Here is an 18796-nt window from a genome sequence, read left to right on the forward strand (position 1 = left end):
GTATGGATCGGTAAATGGCACGAACGAAATGCTTTAATCGCGACGAGGCGCTGGAAAAGGCCATGCAGGCTTTCTGGGCCAAGGGCTATGAAGCGACCTCCGTTCAGGACTTGGTTGACTGTATGGGCATCAACCGGGGCAGCCTTTATGATACTTTCGGTGATAAGCATCAGTTGTTTCTGGAGGCGCTGGATCAGTATGGCACAGGCGCGCTCTTAAGGACGGACGTCCTGCGTCAGGATGGCGATGCCCGCGAAATTCTGTCCAGGTTCATGTATGTCTTTATGCAAAAGCAAGTTATGGACCCGAAGCGCCGGGGCTGTTTCATGACCAACGCAGCGGTTGAGCTTTGCTCCCGCGATGATGAGTGCGCTGAACGTGTGCGTGTCTTTTTTGAGGACATGGAAGACGCCTTAAAAGAGCTGATCAGCCGCGGCCAGCGCGACGGAACTTTCAAGACAAAGCGCGACGCGGCCAGCCTTGCCGCCTTTTTTGTAGGTGTGATGCAGGGAATGCGGGTTGTTGGTAAAGTAAACCCGAACGAGAAAGTTCTCGGTCCCATGGTAGATGTTGCGCTGACGGTTCTGGATGGCGAATGACTGAATTCGGCATTAACCTGTGGGGCGCGACATTCCAGGCGATCTCGTTCCTCTGCCTCATGGCAATTCCTTGGACGGATGGTAAAATCCGGCTGATTGTGGCGTTGGTTGCGGCGGCAGGACTTCTCTCGATACTTGCTTTCCAGTTTTATATCGGTGTTGTAAAGCGTGATTATGGCTTGGGCATGGACCTGATGCTGGTCACCATTCTCAATGCCCTCCTGTATTTTGCAATCAGCTGGGGGCTGGAGCGTGTGTTCCGCCTTTATCTTCTCAAACGAAAGAAAGACCGGCAACCGCCCGTATCATGATCTGTTCATAATATGGGCTATTAGGGCCTTGGCTTCCGGGCTGTCCCATTCCGCCGGGCCGATAAGGCGGCCGACTTCTTCCCCTTCGGCATTAAGCAGTATGCTTGCCGGCAGGCCGAAAACCCCGGCATTGCGGCCGGACTTGACTGTTTTGTCGTTTAGCGCAGCCAGGTTTCTGATCTTGCGCTTTTCAAAAAAACTCTTCACTTTTTCCATGCCTTGCAGGTCCTGACCGATCGCGAGCACTTCAAAATCCTCACCACCAAGTTCACCCTGCAGCCGATCGAGGCTTGGCATTTCCTTCTTGCATGGCCCACACCAAGTCGCCCAAAAATTGACAAGAAGAACCTTTCCCTGATACTCGGAAATCTTTTCTTCTTTTCCCGCTGCATTCAGGAAGGTGAAATCCTTAAATGGACGCGGCGTCTCGTTCGGGGCGAAATTCTGCATCTCCCCGGTCAGCAAAGCGCTCAGATTTTCCGAGAAAGCTGTTGATGTTCCCGCCACAAGCCCTGTAAATGTAAGCAAGAACAGCAGGCCGGTGAATTTCATGGGTTTTGTCATCATATTTCTTAAACGTCCAATTGTTACAAAGCGAGCCCGAAAATGAGCGCAAATGAGCTTTGGGGTGGCAGATTTGCCAAAGGCCCCGCCGAAATTATGGAACGGATCAATGCCTCCATTGACTTTGACCGTCGGCTCTATGCCCAAGATATAATGGGTTCGATGGCGCATTCCAGTATGTTAATGGCCTGCAATATCATTTCCGAGGAAGATGGTAAAAAAATTCAGGACGGATTGCAGACAATTCTTCGTGAGATCGAGGCGGGGAATTTCAAGACCGACCCGGCGCTGGAAGATATCCACATGCATGTGGAGGCGCGTCTGCGCGAGCTGATTGGTGATGCAGCGGGACGGCTTCATACGGGGCGGTCGCGCAATGATCAGGTGGCGACGGATTTCCGGCTCTGGGTGCGTGATACCATGGATCATCTGGACCGAGAGCTGGTGGATCTAGTGGACGCCCTTCTTGAGCAGGCCGAGGCCGAAGCCGATACCGTCATGCCGGGCTTCACCCATTTGCAGGCGGCACAGCCGGTCACTTTCGGTCATCATATGCTCGCCTATGTGGAGATGTTCGCGCGTGATCGCAGTCGGCTTAAAGATGCACGGGTGCGCCTGAATGAGAGCCCGCTTGGCTCGGCGGCGCTGGCCGGGACATCTTTTCCCATCGACCGGGAGATGACGGCCAAGGCACTTGGCTTTGATCGACCAACTGCCAATTCGCTGGACGGCGTGTCGGACCGGGATTTCGCGCTGGAGTTTCTGAGTTTTGCCTCTATCTGCTCGATGCATTTGTCGCGGTTGGCTGAGGAAATCGTTATTTGGTCGAGTGCGCAGTTCCGCTTTGTTGAATGTTCTGACAGCTTCTCGACCGGCTCCTCCATCATGCCGCAGAAGAAGAACCCGGACGCGGCGGAGCTGATCCGCGGTAAAGCCGGGCGGAGCGCCGGCGCTTTTACTTCTCTTCTGATGATGATGAAGGGTCTGCCTATGACCTATGGCAAGGACATGCAGGAAGATAAGGAGCCGGTTTTCGATGCCGCCGACAATCTTCAGCTCTGCCTCGCCGCCATGAGCGGGATGATCCGTGATATCAAGGTCAATGGCGATGTGATGACCGCGGCGTCTGGAGCGGGCTTTACCACGGCCACCGATCTAGCCGACTGGCTGGTGCAGAAACTGGATATGCCCTTCCGTCAGGCGCATCATGTGACAGGTGCCCTTGTAAAGCTCGCCGAAGAGAACACATGTGGGCTTGAAGATTTGTCCCTTTCGCAGATGCAGTCGGTGGAGAGCGGCATTACGGACGATATTTATAAGGTACTCGGTGTTCAGAATTCAGTTGCCAGCCGCGTAAGCTATGGCGGCACTGCACCATCCCGTGTACGGGAACAAATCACGCGCTGGCGTGAAAAACAGGGCCAGGAAGGGAGCAAGAAATGAAACGTTCATTTATGATGATGCTTGTCGTCTTGCTGACCACCTTGTCGATTTCAGCCTGTGGTGTGAAAAGCGCCCCCAAGTACTCACCGGATACGCAAAAATCCGAACAGAAGAAAAGCTAAGTTCAGAAAAGATTGCCGACAAATGGATCATTTCACCTATAAGAATGGCGAGCTTTATGCCGAAGATGTTGCCCTTAGCGCCATCGCTGAGACGGTGGGCACACCGTTTTATTGCTATTCCACAGCAACGCTCGAGAGGCATTACAAAGTATTCTCCGGTGCGTTTGATGGGGCGAATGCGCTCGTCTGCTATGCGCTGAAAGCTAATTCCAACCTAGCCGTGATCCGTACCCTTGCGAATCTGGGGTCGGGTGCTGATGTCGTATCCGAAGGGGAGCTTCGCCGTGCGCTGGAAGCCGGTATTCCGCCCGAGAAAATTGTGTTTTCCGGTGTCGGCAAGAAGCCGGAAGAGATGCGTTATGCGCTTGAGGTGGGTATTCATCAGTTCAATGTGGAATCAGAGCCTGAAGTTCGTATCCTGAGTGAGGTAGCGAGCAGCATGGGCGTTAAGGCGCCCATCACCTTCCGCGTCAATCCGGATGTGGATGCAAAAACCCATGCCAAAATCTCCACTGGCAAGGCCGAGAACAAGTTCGGAGTGCCATGGCAGGATGTCTCTCGTATTTATGCCGAAGCGGCAGCGTTGCCCGGGATCGATATCAAGGGAGTGGATGTCCATATCGGATCGCAACTCACCGATCTTGAACCCTACAAGAATGCGTTCAATCGCGTACGGGAACTTGTGCAGCAGCTCAGAGCCGAAGGGCATGACATCTCCCGCGTCGATCTTGGCGGCGGGCTTGGCATCCCCTATGACAGTACTATTCCGCCGGCCCCGACGGCCTATGCCGCTGTTGCACTGGAGGCAATTGGTAATCTTGGCTGCCAGATAATCTTTGAGCCGGGCCGCCTTATTGTCGGGAATGCTGGTGTGCTGGTATCCGAGGTGATTTACATGAAGCAGGCGACGAAGCGCAAATTTGTCATTCTGGACGCCGCAATGAATGACCTTATCCGGCCGGCAATGTATGACGGCTTTCACCAGATCGACCCGATCCGGGAGGATCAGAAGCTTGGGGAATACTCCCTTGCCGATGTGGTGGGTCCGGTCTGTGAAACGGGTGATACATTCGCGCGGGAACGCGATATGCCGGATCTCGCGCGCGGTGATCTTGTTGCCTTTCGAAGTGCCGGGGCCTATGGCGCGGTCATGGCCTCTACCTATAATACGCGGCCTCTTGTGCCCGAAGTTCTGGTGAAAGGCGATCAATATGCGGTGATCAGAGCGCGGCCAAGCTTGGATGACTTGCTGAAACTTGATATACTACCGACATGGCTCGAGGGGTGAATCGAGGATGAATGCAGCGTCGCAGCGACACAAGTGATAGAGGGTATGGATTAGGGTTCGAAATCCGTATCCTGCTTGCGAAGGTCAACCTTGTTCTTGAAGGAATTTGGCGGCATGGACGGCTGTTTTTTTGTCTCGTTGGGTTATTTCTCGGCCTGTCTCTCCTTGATATATGGTCCTTTAGCGCAGGGTGGTTGCACCTTCTCGCATTGATTCTTTTCTGTGTTGCGACCCTTTACAGCCTTTATAAGCTCGCGCGAAATCTGGAAGCGCCGACAAGAAGCCGTGCCCTTCAGTATCTGGAGCGCCGCAATCGGTTGGGCCACAGGCCGCTTCAATCTCTTGGCGCGCATTCCGAGGCGGAAAAATTCAACAATACCGAATCCAGTGCCATGTGGCGGGTTTATCAGAAGTCCTTACGCCAGTATTTGCGCGGATTGAAGGTTGGGCCGCCGCGCCTTGATATGGGAATAGAGGATACTTACGGCTTCCGGGCAATTGTGATCCTTCTTTTGGTGGCAGCCTTTGTGATTGCCGGACCAAATTCGACGGACCGACTTGTTGCGGCTGTCACGCCATCCATCGGCACGCCGTCGGTCCCGGTTGAGGTGACTGCCTGGATCACTCCGCCCGCCTATACTGGCCAGGCTCCGATATTGCTGACTAACTCGACAAGTGAAGAGGCAACTGCGCAAACATTTATTGTGCCGGCGCAAAGCAGTTTTATCGCCAATGTATTCGGCGGCGGGCGCGGTACACCGGCCCTGTTGGTCGGGGAAGAGCGAGAGGAATTCGGCGCCTCGGATGTGCGGAATTTCCAGATCGAGACCCGCTTTGATAAATCGACAAGCCTGAAAATCGAGAAGGATGGTGATGTCATTGCCAGTTGGCAGTTGACTGTTATTGCAGATGAGATACCGACGGCGGCGTTCCTCAATAATCCGGAAGTCACCGAAAGAGCCGCTTTCAAGATGCAGTATCAGGCACAGGATGATTATGGTGTGGAAAGAATTGGCGGCGAAATCACCCGTGATAGCAGTGACAAAAAGATCGAACTTGTGCTGCCGACACCGGGGCGAGGCTCGAAGAAAGTAATCAGCAAAAGTTATCATGATCTGACGGCGCATCCCTGGGCCGGACTTCCGGTTAAGCTGACACTATTCGCGGAGGATCAGATCGGGCAACGCGGATATTCAGATGCCATGTCCTTCACTCTTCCGGAGCGAAACTTCTTCCATCCGGTTGCTAAAGCGCTCATAGAACAACGTAAAAATCTGGTCAGCGATCCTGAGGGAAACAAGGAGAATGTCGCGCTTGTATTGGAGACCCTCACCCTCCTGCCGGATAGTGTTAATAATGATGTGACCGTCATGTTATCTCTCTCTACAGCTCAATCAATTCTGGTGATAGGGAAGGACCAGAGCGACATTGACGATGTAGTGGATATGCTCTGGGATACTGCGCTTCGCCTTGAAAACGGCGATTTGTCGCTTGCCGAAGCGGCTTTGCGGGAAGCGCAGGAAGCCCTGATGGAAGCGTTGAACAACAATGCCAGCGATGCAGAGATTAAGCGCCTTGTCGAGGAACTGCGTGCCGCCATGGAGAATTTCCTTCAAGCTCTTGCGCAGCAGGCGCAGCCCATGGATGAGCAAGCGGCCGGCGATCCAAATAGCCAGGATCGGTTTATCGAGTCGCAGGATTTGCAGAAATTGCTCGATCAGATTGATCAGTTTGCCCGCGGTGGGGCCCGTGATGCCGCGCGGCAATTGCTGAGCGAACTTCAGGATATCATGGAAAACCTGAAGACAGCTGAAGCGCGGCAACCGTCCGCCAGTCAGCAGGCAGCGCAACAAATGCTCAATGAGCTTGGCAAATTGATGCAGAAGCAGCAAGAGCTGTTGGATGAGACTTTTCGGAAATCCCAAGGTAGTCAATCACAGCAGGAAAACAGAAACAGCCAACAGGGCCAATCTGGCCAACGTGGCAATCTGCAGGATTTAGCCGAAGTTCAGGAGGCGCTGCGCCAGATGCTGGGTGACTTGATGGGTCGGCTTGGCGAAGAAGGGGAGATACCGGGGGCACTTGGTCAGGCGGAACGATCCATGAACGATGCGCGGGATGCTCTGGGCCAAGGGCAGGGACAATCCGCCCTGCAATCCGAGAATAATGCGCTTGAAAGCCTACGCCAGGGGGCAGAATCGCTGGCGCAACAAATGATGCAGAACGGTCAGGGAGAGGGTACTCAGTCCGCCGGGCCCGGACAACCGGGTCAGGGCCGGGATCCGCTTGGCCGTTCGATGACGGAAGAGGATGGTCAAGGTCGGGACGCCGGTAATGCGCTGATGCGCGGCGAGGCGAATGGTTTGAGCAAAAGCCGCTCCATCCGTGATGAGCTACAGCGCCGGCTTTCCGATCCGGCGCGCAGCTATATTGAACGCGATTATCTGCAACGCCTGCTCGATATTTTCTAGGGCGCCTTGCAAATTCTGGTATAAATTCTCGCCATGACCCAAGATCATCCGTTTGCGCAATATGTCCGCATTCTCGGCAAAGGTCCGAAGATGTGGCGGGATATGACTTTTGACGAAGCGAGAGCCGCCATGAATATGGTGCTCTCCGGCGAGGTCGAGCCATTACAGCTTGGCGCGTTCCTGCTATTGCTGCGCCGCAAGGGTGAAACGGGCGCAGAACTCGCCGGTATGGTGGCCGCTGCACGCGATCATTTTCTGGAGCGGGATGTTGCGGCAAAAGTGGATTTTGACTGGCCATCTTACGCGGATCGTCATCGGCAGCAGCCCTGGTTTATCCTTTCCGCCATCCTTCTTGCTGATCAGGGGTACAAGGTATTGATGCATGGCATCGAAGGCTATACCGATGGTTATGCGCCGACACGACCGGGCCTCGCCGTATTTGGTGTGCCAGAGGCTGCTTCTCTTTCCGACGCGGCAGCATGTCTTAGTGATAACAACCTCGTGTATATTGGGTTGGAGAAATTCTGCCCCTCAGTACAGGCGCTTTTCGAGTTGCGCCCCCTGCTTGGTGTGCGGACGGCGGTGAATACATTCGGGCGGGATATCAATCCCTTCAGTGCGCCTTATCAGCTTCAGGGAGTATTCCATCCGCCTTACAAGGCCTTGCATCTTGGAACAGTAGAGACGCTTGACCAACCCAACAGCTTGATATTCAAGGGCGGCGGCGGCGAAGTACAGCGCAATCCGATGAAGCCTGTTCTCGCCGATGCGCTGGTGGGCGGCGAGGCGACGGTGCAGGAATGGCCGGCAATGACAGAAGAGAATGTCTATAAATGGCGGGAAGAAGATCTGTCGCCAGAGCGGCTCCTCCATCTCTGGCAAGGGAGTCTTGATTTGCCGGTGCCTATCCTTGCGGTCATCGGCACCCTTGCCTTTGCCTTGAAGCTTGCGGAGCCAGCCCTTAAAATCTGCGAGGCTGAGGCACATGCCCGGGAAATTTGGGAAAACCGCGATAAGAAACGGTTCGGCTAAGTCTAACTGTCCTTCTCATACCACCATAAATCGGCACTGGTTCCCCAGTAGGAGGGGACGGCCGGTAGTTTGATTTCCGGCCAATGCGCTAGCCATTTTTCATCCGTATAATAGAGCGGGATGACATAATGTCCGTTGAGCAATACGCGATCAAGGGCGCGCGCCGCATTAACCAGCGTCGCCCGATCCTGTGCGGTGGCAATCTGTTCGATCATGGCGTCAACGGCGGCGAGGCGGATGGCCGGATAATTCCGCGTGCCGGGCGTTTCAGCAGCGTTCCGGCTCCAGTAGAAAGCCTGTTCATTCCCGGGTGAGAGTGACTGGCCCCAGCTATTGATGATTATGTCGAACTCATACTCGGTCAGGCGGTTCTGATAACTTGCCGTATCGATCTGGCGGATATTACTCTGGATGCCAAGAAGTTCAAGATTCCGCTGAAACGGGGAGATCATCTTGACGTAGTCGGTATTATTGATCAGAAATTCGATCTCGAAGGGGCGACCAGTTTCCTGATGGGTTAGAATGCCATCTTTAATCTTGTAACCTGCAGACAGGAGTAATTGCCGCGCTATTTTGAGATTAACGCGCGCCCGGCCCGAACCATCCGTTTTGGGAAGGCTAAAAGCGTCGTTAAATACGGCCTCAGGCAGCTCATCCGCGAAGGGGGAGAGCACGTCCCGCTCGGCATCCTTGATTATGCCCTTTGCGGCAAGTGGGGAGTTTTCGAAAAAACTGTGCGTGCGCTTATAAAGACTATGCAGGATATTGGCGTTTACCCATTCGAAGTCAAAGGCGTGGGTCAGGGCCTTGCGGACACGCAGATCAGCAAATTTCTTATGCCGTGTGTTAAAGACAAAGGCGAGCATTGGTGCGGGTATGCTGAGCTTCGGGGTTGATCTCTTGTACTCAGCACCTGACTGCCAGCCATAGCTCGCGGTCCATTTGGCTGCATTACTTTCGAAGCGGGCATCAATATTGTGGGATTTGAAGGCCTCTAGCGCGACGTCGTCATCGCGGAAATAGTCATAAATTATCCGCCCGAAGTTATGTCGGCCTTTGTTTTGCGGCAGATGCCAGCCCCAGAAATTTTCGTTTCGGCGATAGATAATGCGCCGACCGGGTTCGATTTTCTCAACCAGATAGGGGCCTGACCCGATCAGGGGGGTGAGGGAGGTTTTATCAAAACTGGTCTCTAAAAGCTCCGATTTTGGCAATACGCTCATCAGCCCCATAATAAGTGGCATCTCGAAACGTCCTTCCTCCTCGAACGCAAATCGAACGGAGAGGGGGGAAAGAATATCGGCCTTTGTCACCTTACGGTAATAGAGTTGAACATTCGGTCGCCCCTGTTCGCGAAGGGTTTCGTATGAACTCAGCACATCCTCCGCCGTGATGGGGGTGCCGTTCGAGAAGCGCGCTTTGGGGTTGATGTGAAAGGCAATCCAGCTGCGGTCCGGCGCGACTTCAATGGCTTCGGCAATATTTGCGTACAGGGTGAAGGGTTCATCGCGGGACCGTTCCAGTAAAGTCTGATAGACATCGCTGAGCCCGCGCGGGGTGACTCCTTTCAAAAGAAAGGGGTTAAGGCTATCAAAGCTGCCAATGTCGCTAAGGCGCAGTGTCCCGCCAATTGGAGATCCTGGATTGACATAGTCGAAATGCAAGAATCCGGCAGGATATTTCGGTTCTCCATGCATGGCGATGGCATGGTGTTTTTCAGCAGCTTGTGCCGGACCCGCACAACCGAAAAAAAGGGCTATCAGGAAGAGGAGGAGTGAAGAATGTTTTTTCATATGCAAACTACGTCGCCTTGCTGCGAATGATTTTGGCAAGCCTATCGATCAATTGTGGCATTTCTTTTTCCGCTGTGCCGGCAAAGCCAAGAATAAGACCGGTCTGGTCTGTCGGCAAATTGTAAAATCCGGAAAGGGCCCGTACAAGCATGCCCGCCTTGGCGGCGTCGCGCTCCACATCCTTATCATTGATGCCGGGCGGCAGATAGGTGACAAGATGCATGCCCGATTCCTGTGGTGCCACCATAATGATATCACCTAGTCTTTCATGTAGCAGCGAGAGTAGATGTTTCTGCCGTGCTTCATACAAAAGCCGGGTACGCCGGACATGGGCGGCGAGATAGCCCTCATTGATGAAGTCCGCAAGCGCTGCTTCGGGTACTGCAGGGGAGTGGCTGTCAATATTCTGGCGAAGACCGAGGAACACATCCACCAGATCCTCCGGTACCACCATATAGCCTACCCTTAGGCCGGAAAACATAACTTTGCTCATGGTGCCGACATAGAGCACCCGATTGTCATCATCGAGGCCTTGAAGTGAAGAGAGGGGTCGCCCCGCGTAACGATATTCGCTGTCGTAATCATCTTCCAGGATAAATCGCCCCTCCTCTTTCGCCCATTTCAGAATATCCAGCCGCCGGGCGAGCGACATTGTCTGGCCCAGCGGATATTGGTGGGAGGGGGAAATACAGGCAAGGCGGGCTGCGGGCGATCTTTCGCGCGCGCGCGTGAGGGAAAATCCCTCCTCATCAACGGGAACGGAGATTGGAACAGCCCCGGCGGAAAGGATGGCATCGCGAATGCCGGGATAGCCCGGCTCCTCCATCCAGACAGCCTCGCCCGGTTCGGCAAAGGCACGCACCACCAAATGGATAGCCTGCTGCGATCCGGAAAGAATGACTACCTGATCGGGATGGCAACGAACGGCGCGGGTCTGTCCAAGGTATGAAGCAAGGGCCTCGCGTAGAATTTTAGCGCCGCCAACGGGATTATCGACCAGATATTCGCGTCCTGGTCGCCGCCAGTGGCGAGAGAGAAGGCGTGCCCAGTCCTCAAACGGGAAGGTTTCAAGTGCGGGTAGCCCCGGGGAGAAAGGCAGGCCCCTTTTCTCTGAGGAACGTGTCTTGCCCAGGAAAGGCGCGGCCATTTTCGAAAGATAGATTTCCCGTGTCTGAACGCCCGGCGCTTGACCTTTCGTCTTGCGCTGCAGCAAATCGTCGGGAAGTTGATCCGACACGTAGGAGCCGGCTCCGATGCGGCTGATAAGATATCCTTCCGCCATCAGCTGATCATAGGCGCTCAGCACTGTATTGCGCGAAACATCGAGATCGGCGGCAAGAGACCGACTGGAAGGTAAGCGCGTGTCAGGCCTCAGCCGACCGTCAAGAATTGCCTGACGCAGCGCCAAAAAAAGCTGTTGATGCAGGGAAACGGCGCTCTTTGGGTCGAGGGTTAACGTCTGCAGCTGTGCATTCTTGAGGCGACGGGGCATGGGAACCATTTAAATTGGTTTGTAATTCATGGAAATTTTACAAAAATATCAGACCAATACCAAGTTATATTTCGGCGACGGCTTCTTTCTGATCAAGTTTTCTTGTCCGCGGTTGCATTCTTCAAAAAATGCGCGAAATAATAAACAGCGCCGATCTTGTGTATGAGGAGATGAAAATGACGGAAACAACAGAAATTGCTTATTTTGGCGCCGGTTGCTTTTGGGGTGTCGAGGCGGCATTTCGACAAGTATCGGGCGTGAAGGAAACCGTTGTTGGATATCAAGGCGGCAACACGGCAAATCCCACCTATGAAGATGTTTGCACTGGGCGCACACAGCATGCGGAAGTGGTTCAAGTAAGGTTCGATCCGGCCGTGGTGAGTTTTGAGGACCTCCTCAATGTTTTTTGGCAGAGCCATGATCCGACGACATTGAACCGGCAGGGGCCGGATATCGGCACGCAGTACCGCAGCGCGATTTTCTATCGAAATGACGACCAGAAGGCAATTGCCGAAGCCTCAAAAGAGGCGCAAGGAAGACACGGGCTGTTGCGTCGACCGGTCGTTACGGAAATTTCACCGGCGCTCGATTTTTATCCGGCGGAAGATTATCATCAACAATATCTGGAAAAGCGCGGGCTAGCGACCTGTCGTATCTAGGGGCTAAAGGCGTTTAGGCAATCCGTTCCGAATGACCCTCAAACCCGATTACTGTCGCGGTCAGGTTGAGACTGTTATCGTAGGCGGAGATGGCTTGGCGGTGGACACGTGCAGAATCACCCTCGATCGTTGCGTCATCCTGCTGGGCTAGCTGCTGTGCAAGAAATGGTGCTGAATATGGAGTGTGGGCAACAGCACCGGGGGCGCGGGATGATGTAAAGGTGCTGTGAATTTCCCGAAGCCTGACGGGGACCTGCGCCATGCCTTTTTCGGATCTAATCTCATCGCGGGCGTGACGCTGCTGTGCATTAACGGACGGTACTTCTTCAACGCGCACGTCATCTTGGTCCGCCGGAGTGCTTTTCCGGGCAAACTGCAGAGCGCCGCCATCATTACGTTTCGCTGGCGGTGGAAGAATATTTGAAATGGTCCGCGTAACGTCCATCAATATCCGGTCCCGGACAAGTTTAAAATTCAGAAGTAATCGGTCTTCATTCTGAAGCCAATGACAATGGGGGCGACTGATTCTCCGTCAGCCCAAACTAAGGCCGATTATTTTGAGGGTAAATCCGCAAAATAATCTTAACAAAACCTATAGTTATAAAAATAATTTAACATAAAACCGGCGAAAACACAACTCCCGGCGCTATTTCTTGTCGCCCATTTCATCAATGCGCTTTTGCATGGACTTCAACTGATCCTTGAGTTCCTGCATCATCTCGGCGGTTTGATCAGGTTTCTTTTGTGCAGAATCTGTTGGTTTCTCAGTTTCTGCGGTCCCCTCCGTACCGCCAAATAAAGTAGGGGGAGAGAACATACGCACCGCCTGGCTGAACATTTCCATATTCTTGCGCCCCATTTCCTCAAACTGCTGGAACATGGGATTGGCTGTCAGGTTCCCGGGCAGGACTTCCCGCATCTTGTCCTGATTGTCGGAGAAAGACCGCATGGACATTTCGAGATAGTCCGGGACCACGGTTTGCAGGCTGTCGCCATAATAGCTAATCAGTTGGCGAAGGAAGTTGATGGGAAGAAGATTCTGACCCTTGGCTTCTTCCTCGAAGATTATCTGGGTCAGGACTGACCGCGTAATATCATCATTCGTCTTCGCGTCAAATACAACGAATTCAGTCCCTTCCTTGACCATACGGCTCAAATGATCCAGCGTGACGTATGATGACGTGGCAGTATTGTATAACCTGCGGTTTGCATATTTTTTAATGACAATTGGCTTTTTGTCATCAGTCTTTTTTTCAACCACGGCGTCTCCTAACTTATGCTGGAAGATATTAATGCGCGTATTTTCACCTGTATTTGCTGCGCTGCGCAAGTTTATTGTGCAACGCCGTTGGTAAATAATGCATTATAAAGTCGAAATAAAGCATATCGCCAAGTGGCAACCCGACCGCGCTGGCATATATAAAGTAATATGATATGCAGCGGTGACGGCAGGAATGAGATCCCAGACTGTAACTATATTGCTGGAACAGGTGTTGGCGAATGAGTATTAACGCCCAGAATAATAACAGTTCGATAGCCTCGCGGACTGGTCCGCGCCCGTTGGCGCTCCATCTGGGGTTGGCGACCACATCTGTTGCAAGCTCTCTGGCGCTTCTTCCGCTTCGCCAGAAGGATACCATCTTTCCGACACCCGCATCGTCCGCCGCGCGGGGTAGTTCGCTCGACTTCGGATCTATCGAATATGGACCTGAGATGCTCAAACAGCTTGCTGATCAGGGCAGTGAACAAGTGAAGGAAATGATCAAAGGCATTCGCCTATATCACGATCATCCCTACCATCGGGAACCACGCAATCGGCCAGTTATCTGGCAGTGCGGCACGACCCAACTGCTGGATGGCGCGCCTGATGCCCCAGATACTGCGCCTGTTGTGCTATTGGTCCCGTCCCTGGTCAACCGGGCCTACATTCTAGATCTCATGCCGGATCGGAGCCTTGTCGATTATCTCGCGGCGCGGGGGATGCATCCGCTTCTGCTCGACTGGAATGCACCCGGTGAGAGGGAGCGTGGATTCGATACCGCCGATTATGTAACTGAGCGTATTTGCCCCGCGATAGACTTTGTGTCTGCAGCCTATTCGAAAGGCTCTCTCCATCTTGTGGGTTACTGCATGGGGGGGACTCTGTCGGTCGCGGCGGCGCAACGTCGGCAGGACAAACTTCAGAGTTTCATAGCCATTGCGGCGCCTTGGGATTTTCATGCGGAGTTTGGCGGTCAGGCAAAGACGCTTTTCGATCAGCGGGAAATGTGGGCCAATATTCTTGCAGGGTTCGGGGAATTACCGGTGGATCTGTTGCAAACGCTTTTTGCCAGTCTAGATCCAAACCTTGGGCTTCGAAAGTTTAGCAAATTTGTGAGTATGGACATGACGTCCGATCAGGCACAGGAATTTGTTGCCATTGAAGATTGGCTGAACGACGGTTATCCGCTCGTCCGACATGTGGCTGCGGATGTTTTTGATAAATGGTATGGTCGGAACGAGCCGAATTTGTTGAAATGGGCGGTTGACGGGAAAATTGTTCAGCCGCAGGATATTACCATAGCATCTCTTATCGCTGTTCCAAAAACCGACAAGATCGTTCCTCGACCCTCTGCGCTCGCGCTGGCGTCCGTTTTGCCATCCGCGACAGTTATCACCCCGCCGTCGGGGCATGTTGGTATGATGGCGAGCGGGAAGGCGCAGGATGGTTTATGGCGGCAATTAGGCGATTGGATCATGGCAAATTGAGTTTTTGAGCGATGAAATAAGAAAAGGGTTGCGGTTCCGAAAAACTAACGTTATTTCGTATGAGCAGGGTAAATGATTGGAAAATTTCTCATACGAAGTGATTTTTGAATTAAAATTACACATTCGAAGCAGGAGAAATAAATTATGGACGTTGTCATTACTAGTGCGGTCCGCACCGCCGTTGGTTCTTTCAATGGCGCACTGGCGCCTTTGTCTGCGCATAAACTTGGCGAGATTGTTATTAAGGAATCGCTTTCCCGCTCTAAGACGGACGCGAGCGAAGTTTCCGAAGTTATCCTGGGCCAGGTGCTGAGTGCAGGTGAGGGCCAGAATCCGGCGCGGCAGGCCTCTGTCAACGCCGGTGTCCCGTTTGAAGTTCCCGCTTGGGGCGTGAACCAGCTTTGCGGTTCGGGCCTACGTGCTGTCGCTCTTGGTTATCAGGCCATCCTCAATGGTGATTCGCAGGTCGTCGTTGCCGGTGGTCAGGAGAGCATGAGCCGGGCGCCTCACTGCGCGCATTTGCGCAATGGGCAGAAAATGGGCCCGCTCGAATTTACGGACACCATGCTGAAAGATGGCCTTATTGACGCATTCCATGGTTATCACATGGGCAACACGGCGGAGAATGTTGCCGCCAAATGGCAGATTACCCGGGAAGCGCAGGATGAATTCGCCGCGGAATCGCAGCGTAAAGCCTCCGAGGCACAGGCCGCGGGCCGTTTCAAGGACGAGATCGTTCCAGTCACCATTTCCACGCGCAAAGGCGAGATTGTTGTGGATCAGGATGAATATATCCGCGGCGGAACTACGGCTGAGAAGTTGGGCGGACTGCGACCTGCTTTCGCGAAAGACGGCTCCGTTACGGCGGGCAATGCTTCCGGCATTAATGATGGTGCAGCTGCCGTTGTACTGATGACGGCGGAGGCCGCTGAAGCAAAAGGGCTGAAGCCCCTCGCGCGGATTGTTTCCTGGGCACAAAGCGGTGTTGATCCCGCGATCATGGGCACAGGTCCTATTCCTGCGAGCCGCGCCGCGCTTGAAAAAGCGGGCTGGACGACCGACGATCTAGACCTTGTTGAGGCGAACGAAGCTTTTGCCGCGCAGGCTTGCGCGGTGAATAAGGATCTTGGCTGGGATACCAGCAAGGTCAATGTGAACGGTGGTGCCATAGCCATCGGACATCCGATTGGTGCATCGGGTGCTCGCGTGTTGGTCACGTTGCTGCATGAAATGCAGAAGCGTGATGCGCATAAAGGACTGGCAACACTTTGTATCGGTGGCGGTATGGGTATCGCCATGTGTGTTGAACGATAGCTAACTAGGGACAAAAGGGGGCAGAAAATGTCGAGAGTAGCAATTGTAACGGGCGGTACTCGTGGAATTGGCGAGGCCATTTCCATCATGCTGCATGAGAAGGGTTACAAAGTTGCCGCGAACTATGGAGGGAATGACGAGCGGGCGAAGGAGTTTTCGGACCGCACAGGCATTTCTTCCTATAAATGGGATGTATCAGATTTTGACGCCTGTACCGAAGGGGTGGCCAAAGTGAAGGCAGATCTCGGTCCGGTAGAGATAGTTGTCAATAATGCAGGCATTACCCGAGATGGAACACTGCATCGGATGACTCAGGAAAACTGGCAAAAGGTGATCGATACCAATCTTGGCTCCTGCTTCAATATGTGCCGGGTAACAATCGACGATATGCGTGCGGCAAAGTTTGGCCGTGTAATAAATATTGGGTCGATCAATGGTCAGGCCGGCCAGTATGGGCAGGTTAACTACGCGGCGGCAAAATCCGGTATTCATGGCTTTACCAAGGCCATGGCTCAGGAAGGTGCGGGGCAGGGCATCACAGTGAATGCCATTGCGCCGGGTTATATCGATACCGACATGGTGGCGGCGGTGCCGGAAAATGTGCTGGCTAAAATCGTTGCCGGTATTCCGGTCGGGAGGCTTGGCAAGGCATCTGAAATCGCTCGTGGGGTTTGCTTCCTCGCTGCGGACGACGCCGGCTTCATTACCGGCTCGACACTCTCGATCAACGGTGGTCAGCATATGTATTGATCCCTGATCTGTACGGTTGTAATTGAAAGTGGCATGGCGCCGGGAGACCGGAGCCATGCCATTTTCTTTTTCGGACAATTCGGACTAATTCAGGGGCGGTTATACGATGAGAGGACGAACGATAGCGAGCCTTTGCGGCCTTGGCGCAATCCTGCTGTGGGCACTTCTGGCCCTGTTTACGGCAGGTACAGCTCAGGTGCCGCCATTCCAGCTCACGGCGATGACGTTCGGAATAGCTTTTGTTAGTGTGTCCCTGAAATGGTTGTTCTATCGTCAGGATATCCGGCCATTGTTCAAGATACCGGCTGGCCTTTGGGTGCTTGGGGTTGCGGGCTTGTTCGGCTATCACTTTTTCTATTTTCTGGCACTTAAAAACGCTCCGGCGGCAGAAGCAGGCTTGATCGCTTATCTCTGGCCGCTGCTGATCGTCCTGTTCTCGACGCTGCTGCCGGGAGAGCGGTTTTACTGGTTCCACCTGGTTGGCGGGTTGATCAGCCTGGTGGGCGCAGGCTTGCTGATCACCAAGGGCGCCACATTGGAGATCAGGCCGGAATACAGCACGGGCTATCTCGCTGCCATTCTCTGTGCTTTTATCTGGTCAAGCTATTCGGTCTTGAGCCGGAGATATTCGGCGGTCTCTTCCGACGTTATCGGTCTTTTCTGCGGAATAACGGCGCTCTTATCGCTTGGCTGCCATGTCCTGTTTGAGGTGACGCTCTGGCCCGAGGGTGCTCTACAATGGTTGGCAGTTCTGGGCCTGGGTATTGGTCCCGTCGGCGGAGCTTTTTTCCTCTGGGATCGCGGGATGAAGCACGGAGATATCCAGACGCTAGGCGTACTGTCCTATCTCTCGCCCCTGCTCTCCACCCTGATCCTGTTGGCCGTCGGCGTGGCCAGCTTTTCCTGGTCCCTGATTTTTGGGTGCCTTCTTATTACTGTTGGCGCACTCGTCGGTTCGCTGAAAATACTGCGGGCGTTATGGACGCCGGCAAAACCTGACTAAATCGTAGGGGCCCAGTCTTTCGGCGCCATCTCGAACCCGTCAAACTCGAAACCCGGCGCAACTGTGCATCCGACAAGCGTCCAGTCCCCGTTTGAGTGGGCAGCCTGCCAGTAGCCTCGTGGAATGGTGATCTGTGGTCGCTGCTCATTGAAAAGGTCCGGGCCCAAAATCCAGTCCTCCGCCGGGGCGTCCTCCGCAGCCATGGAGAGTGTGAGCGATGCGCCCGCGTAATAATGCCAGATTTCCACGGCATCGACACGGTGCCAATGGGACCGATCTCCCTTTTCAAGCAGATAATAGATCGCCGTTGAAAGCGCGCGTTTGCTATCCGGCAGAGTCAGGTCATCACGGAAGGTTTCGACGAAATGCCCGCCCTCCGGATGGGGCTGCATATTAAGACGCTGGATGATATCGGCGGCGGTCAGGGTCATGATTTAGAAACTGTCCTTGCGACGGCGGGTTTCGGCGAATACCTCCACTGGATCGGCACCGCTTAGCTCTAGTTCTGACGCCAGAACCGGGTCATCCGCGCGCATAAAGGGGTTGGTTTCCTTCTCCTCTCCAAGGGTGGAAGGGACTGTCGGAATATTCTTCTTTCGCATCTCGACAATCTTGGCAAAGCGTTCTTGCAGTGCTTCGTTCCTGGGGTTCACCGACACAGCAAAACGGCCGTTTGCTTCGGTATATTCATGGGCGCAATAGACTTTGGTTTCATCGGGAAGGTTGCGGAATTTGCTGATGCTCTGCCACATCTGCGCAGGTGTCCCTTCAAACAGCCGTCCACAACCGAGAGCAAACAGCGTATCCCCGCAGAAGAGCGCGTCTGACTCCTCAAACCAGTAGGCAATATGGCCGACCGTATGACCCGGCACCTCAAATACATGCGCCTTTTGGCTGCCGAATTCGAAAGTATCGCCTTCTTCCACTTTGATATCGATCCCCGGAATGCGCGCCGCATCATTCTTTGCGCCAACAATCGTGCAGCCCGTCTTCTCCTTAAGTTCCAGATTGGCACCTGTATGATCCGGATGATGATGGGTATTGATGATATGGGTTAGCGTCCAGCCAAGTTCTTTCAGCTTACCCAAGACCGGATCAGCGACAGCGGGGTCGACAACGCCAACCAAACCGCTTTCGGGGTCCCGAAATAAATAGACATAATTGTCACTTAGGACAGGAATTTGGTGAATTTCCAGTTTGCTCATCA

Annotated in this window: 19 protein-coding genes; 12 read left to right on the top strand and 7 right to left on the bottom strand. The window is 53.7% G+C overall.

The features are described 5' to 3' along the window. The first annotated feature begins 14 nt into the window (after positions 1 to 14). Positions 15 to 599, top strand: a complete 585-nt coding sequence (locus LKE13_RS04660; RefSeq protein WP_227948588.1) for a TetR/AcrR family transcriptional regulator — start codon at positions 15 to 17, stop codon at positions 597 to 599. Further along, entirely contained in the window at positions 596 to 910 is a 315-nt protein-coding gene (locus LKE13_RS04665) for a hypothetical protein (RefSeq protein ID WP_227948591.1), read from the top strand. The genes LKE13_RS04660 and LKE13_RS04665 overlap by 4 nt, the downstream gene beginning before the upstream one ends. Here the strand turns inward: LKE13_RS04665 and LKE13_RS04670 are convergent. Next, positions 905 to 1477: a TlpA family protein disulfide reductase gene (locus LKE13_RS04670; protein WP_227948593.1), complete on the bottom strand. Its 573-nt coding sequence runs from the start codon at positions 1475 to 1477 to the stop codon at positions 905 to 907. The two genes, LKE13_RS04665 and LKE13_RS04670, sit on opposite strands and share 6 nt — an antisense overlap. A gap of 39 nt (positions 1478 to 1516) precedes the next feature. Between LKE13_RS04670 and argH the strand changes: the two genes are divergently transcribed. Genes argH through LKE13_RS04695 form a run of 5 tightly spaced genes read left to right on the top strand, consistent with a single transcriptional unit; the run spans position 1517 to position 7830 of the window. After that, entirely contained in the window at positions 1517 to 2917 is a 1401-nt protein-coding gene (argH, locus tag LKE13_RS04675) for an argininosuccinate lyase (RefSeq protein WP_227948595.1), read from the top strand. Further along, positions 2914 to 3039 carry a lipoprotein gene (locus LKE13_RS04680; RefSeq protein WP_227948597.1) on the top strand — a complete coding sequence of 42 codons (126 nt, stop codon included), beginning with the start codon at positions 2914 to 2916 and terminating at the stop codon, positions 3037 to 3039. Before argH ends, LKE13_RS04680 begins: the two co-directional genes overlap by 4 nt. A gap of 22 nt (positions 3040 to 3061) precedes the next feature. Continuing rightward, a complete protein-coding gene (lysA, locus tag LKE13_RS04685) occupies positions 3062 to 4327 on the top strand; it encodes a diaminopimelate decarboxylase (protein ID WP_227948599.1) in 1266 nt (421 codons plus the stop codon). Positions 4328 to 4338: 11 nt separating this feature from the next. Then, the gene (locus tag LKE13_RS04690; RefSeq protein ID WP_227948602.1) at positions 4339 to 6798 is read left to right on the top strand and encodes a TIGR02302 family protein; all 2460 of its coding nucleotides are present in this window, start codon (positions 4339 to 4341) and stop codon (positions 6796 to 6798) included. A gap of 33 nt (positions 6799 to 6831) precedes the next feature. After that, positions 6832 to 7830, top strand: coding sequence for a glycosyl transferase family protein (locus LKE13_RS04695; protein ID WP_227948604.1), 999 nt, complete (start codon positions 6832 to 6834; stop codon positions 7828 to 7830). Between the two features lie 2 nt (positions 7831 to 7832). Here LKE13_RS04695 and LKE13_RS04700 read toward each other — a convergent pair whose 3' ends face one another. Both LKE13_RS04700 and LKE13_RS04705 read right to left on the bottom strand, forming a co-directional pair. Continuing rightward, positions 7833 to 9623, bottom strand: a complete 1791-nt coding sequence (locus LKE13_RS04700) for an extracellular solute-binding protein (RefSeq protein WP_227948606.1) — start codon at positions 9621 to 9623, stop codon at positions 7833 to 7835. A 7-nt stretch (positions 9624 to 9630) separates the two neighbouring features. Beyond that, the gene (locus tag LKE13_RS04705) at positions 9631 to 11115 is read right to left on the bottom strand and encodes a PLP-dependent aminotransferase family protein (RefSeq protein ID WP_227948608.1); all 1485 of its coding nucleotides are present in this window, start codon (positions 11113 to 11115) and stop codon (positions 9631 to 9633) included. A gap of 170 nt (positions 11116 to 11285) precedes the next feature. On the opposite strand from LKE13_RS04705, the gene msrA reads away from it, so the two are divergent. After that, complete coding sequence (gene msrA / locus LKE13_RS04710) at positions 11286 to 11774, top strand: peptide-methionine (S)-S-oxide reductase MsrA (protein ID WP_415776498.1); 489 nt, start codon at positions 11286 to 11288, stop codon at positions 11772 to 11774. Between the two features lie 13 nt (positions 11775 to 11787). On the opposite strand, the gene LKE13_RS04715 is transcribed toward msrA, so the two are convergent. Together LKE13_RS04715 and phaR are read right to left on the bottom strand one after the other, a co-directional pair. After that, entirely contained in the window at positions 11788 to 12219 is a 432-nt protein-coding gene (locus LKE13_RS04715) for a hypothetical protein (protein WP_227948612.1), read from the bottom strand. A 201-nt stretch (positions 12220 to 12420) separates the two neighbouring features. Further along, positions 12421 to 13035, bottom strand: a complete 615-nt coding sequence (gene phaR, locus LKE13_RS04720) for a polyhydroxyalkanoate synthesis repressor PhaR (protein WP_227948614.1) — start codon at positions 13033 to 13035, stop codon at positions 12421 to 12423. A gap of 239 nt (positions 13036 to 13274) precedes the next feature. Here phaR and LKE13_RS04725 point away from each other — a divergent pair, with 239 nt between their 5' ends. The 4 genes from LKE13_RS04725 (at position 13275) to LKE13_RS04740 (ending at position 17589) form a co-directional block, all read left to right on the top strand. Continuing rightward, complete coding sequence (locus LKE13_RS04725; RefSeq protein WP_227948615.1) at positions 13275 to 14522, top strand: alpha/beta fold hydrolase; 1248 nt, start codon at positions 13275 to 13277, stop codon at positions 14520 to 14522. Positions 14523 to 14666: 144 nt separating this feature from the next. Further along, positions 14667 to 15836, top strand: coding sequence for an acetyl-CoA C-acetyltransferase (locus LKE13_RS04730; RefSeq protein WP_265334753.1), 1170 nt, complete (start codon positions 14667 to 14669; stop codon positions 15834 to 15836). 27 nt (positions 15837 to 15863) lie between these two features. Next, on the top strand, positions 15864 to 16586 hold the full coding sequence (phbB, locus tag LKE13_RS04735) for an acetoacetyl-CoA reductase (RefSeq protein ID WP_227948616.1): 723 nt from the start codon (positions 15864 to 15866) through the stop codon (positions 16584 to 16586). Between the two features lie 106 nt (positions 16587 to 16692). Next, positions 16693 to 17589: a DMT family transporter gene (locus tag LKE13_RS04740; RefSeq protein WP_227948617.1), complete on the top strand. Its 897-nt coding sequence runs from the start codon at positions 16693 to 16695 to the stop codon at positions 17587 to 17589. On the opposite strand, the gene LKE13_RS04745 is transcribed toward LKE13_RS04740, so the two are convergent. Then, positions 17586 to 18020 (bottom strand): cupin domain-containing protein, encoded by a 435-nt coding sequence (locus tag LKE13_RS04745; RefSeq protein ID WP_227948618.1) that lies wholly within the window; start codon positions 18018 to 18020, stop codon positions 17586 to 17588. The genes LKE13_RS04740 and LKE13_RS04745 overlap by 4 nt on opposite strands. Before the next feature lie 3 nt (positions 18021 to 18023). After that, positions 18024 to 18794, bottom strand: a complete 771-nt coding sequence (gene gloB / locus LKE13_RS04750; RefSeq protein ID WP_227948619.1) for a hydroxyacylglutathione hydrolase — start codon at positions 18792 to 18794, stop codon at positions 18024 to 18026. Positions 18795 to 18796 lie beyond the last annotated feature (2 nt).

This window comes from Sneathiella sp. HT1-7 (genome assembly GCF_020731145.1).
Classification (GTDB): Bacteria; Pseudomonadota; Alphaproteobacteria; order Sneathiellales; family Sneathiellaceae; genus Sneathiella.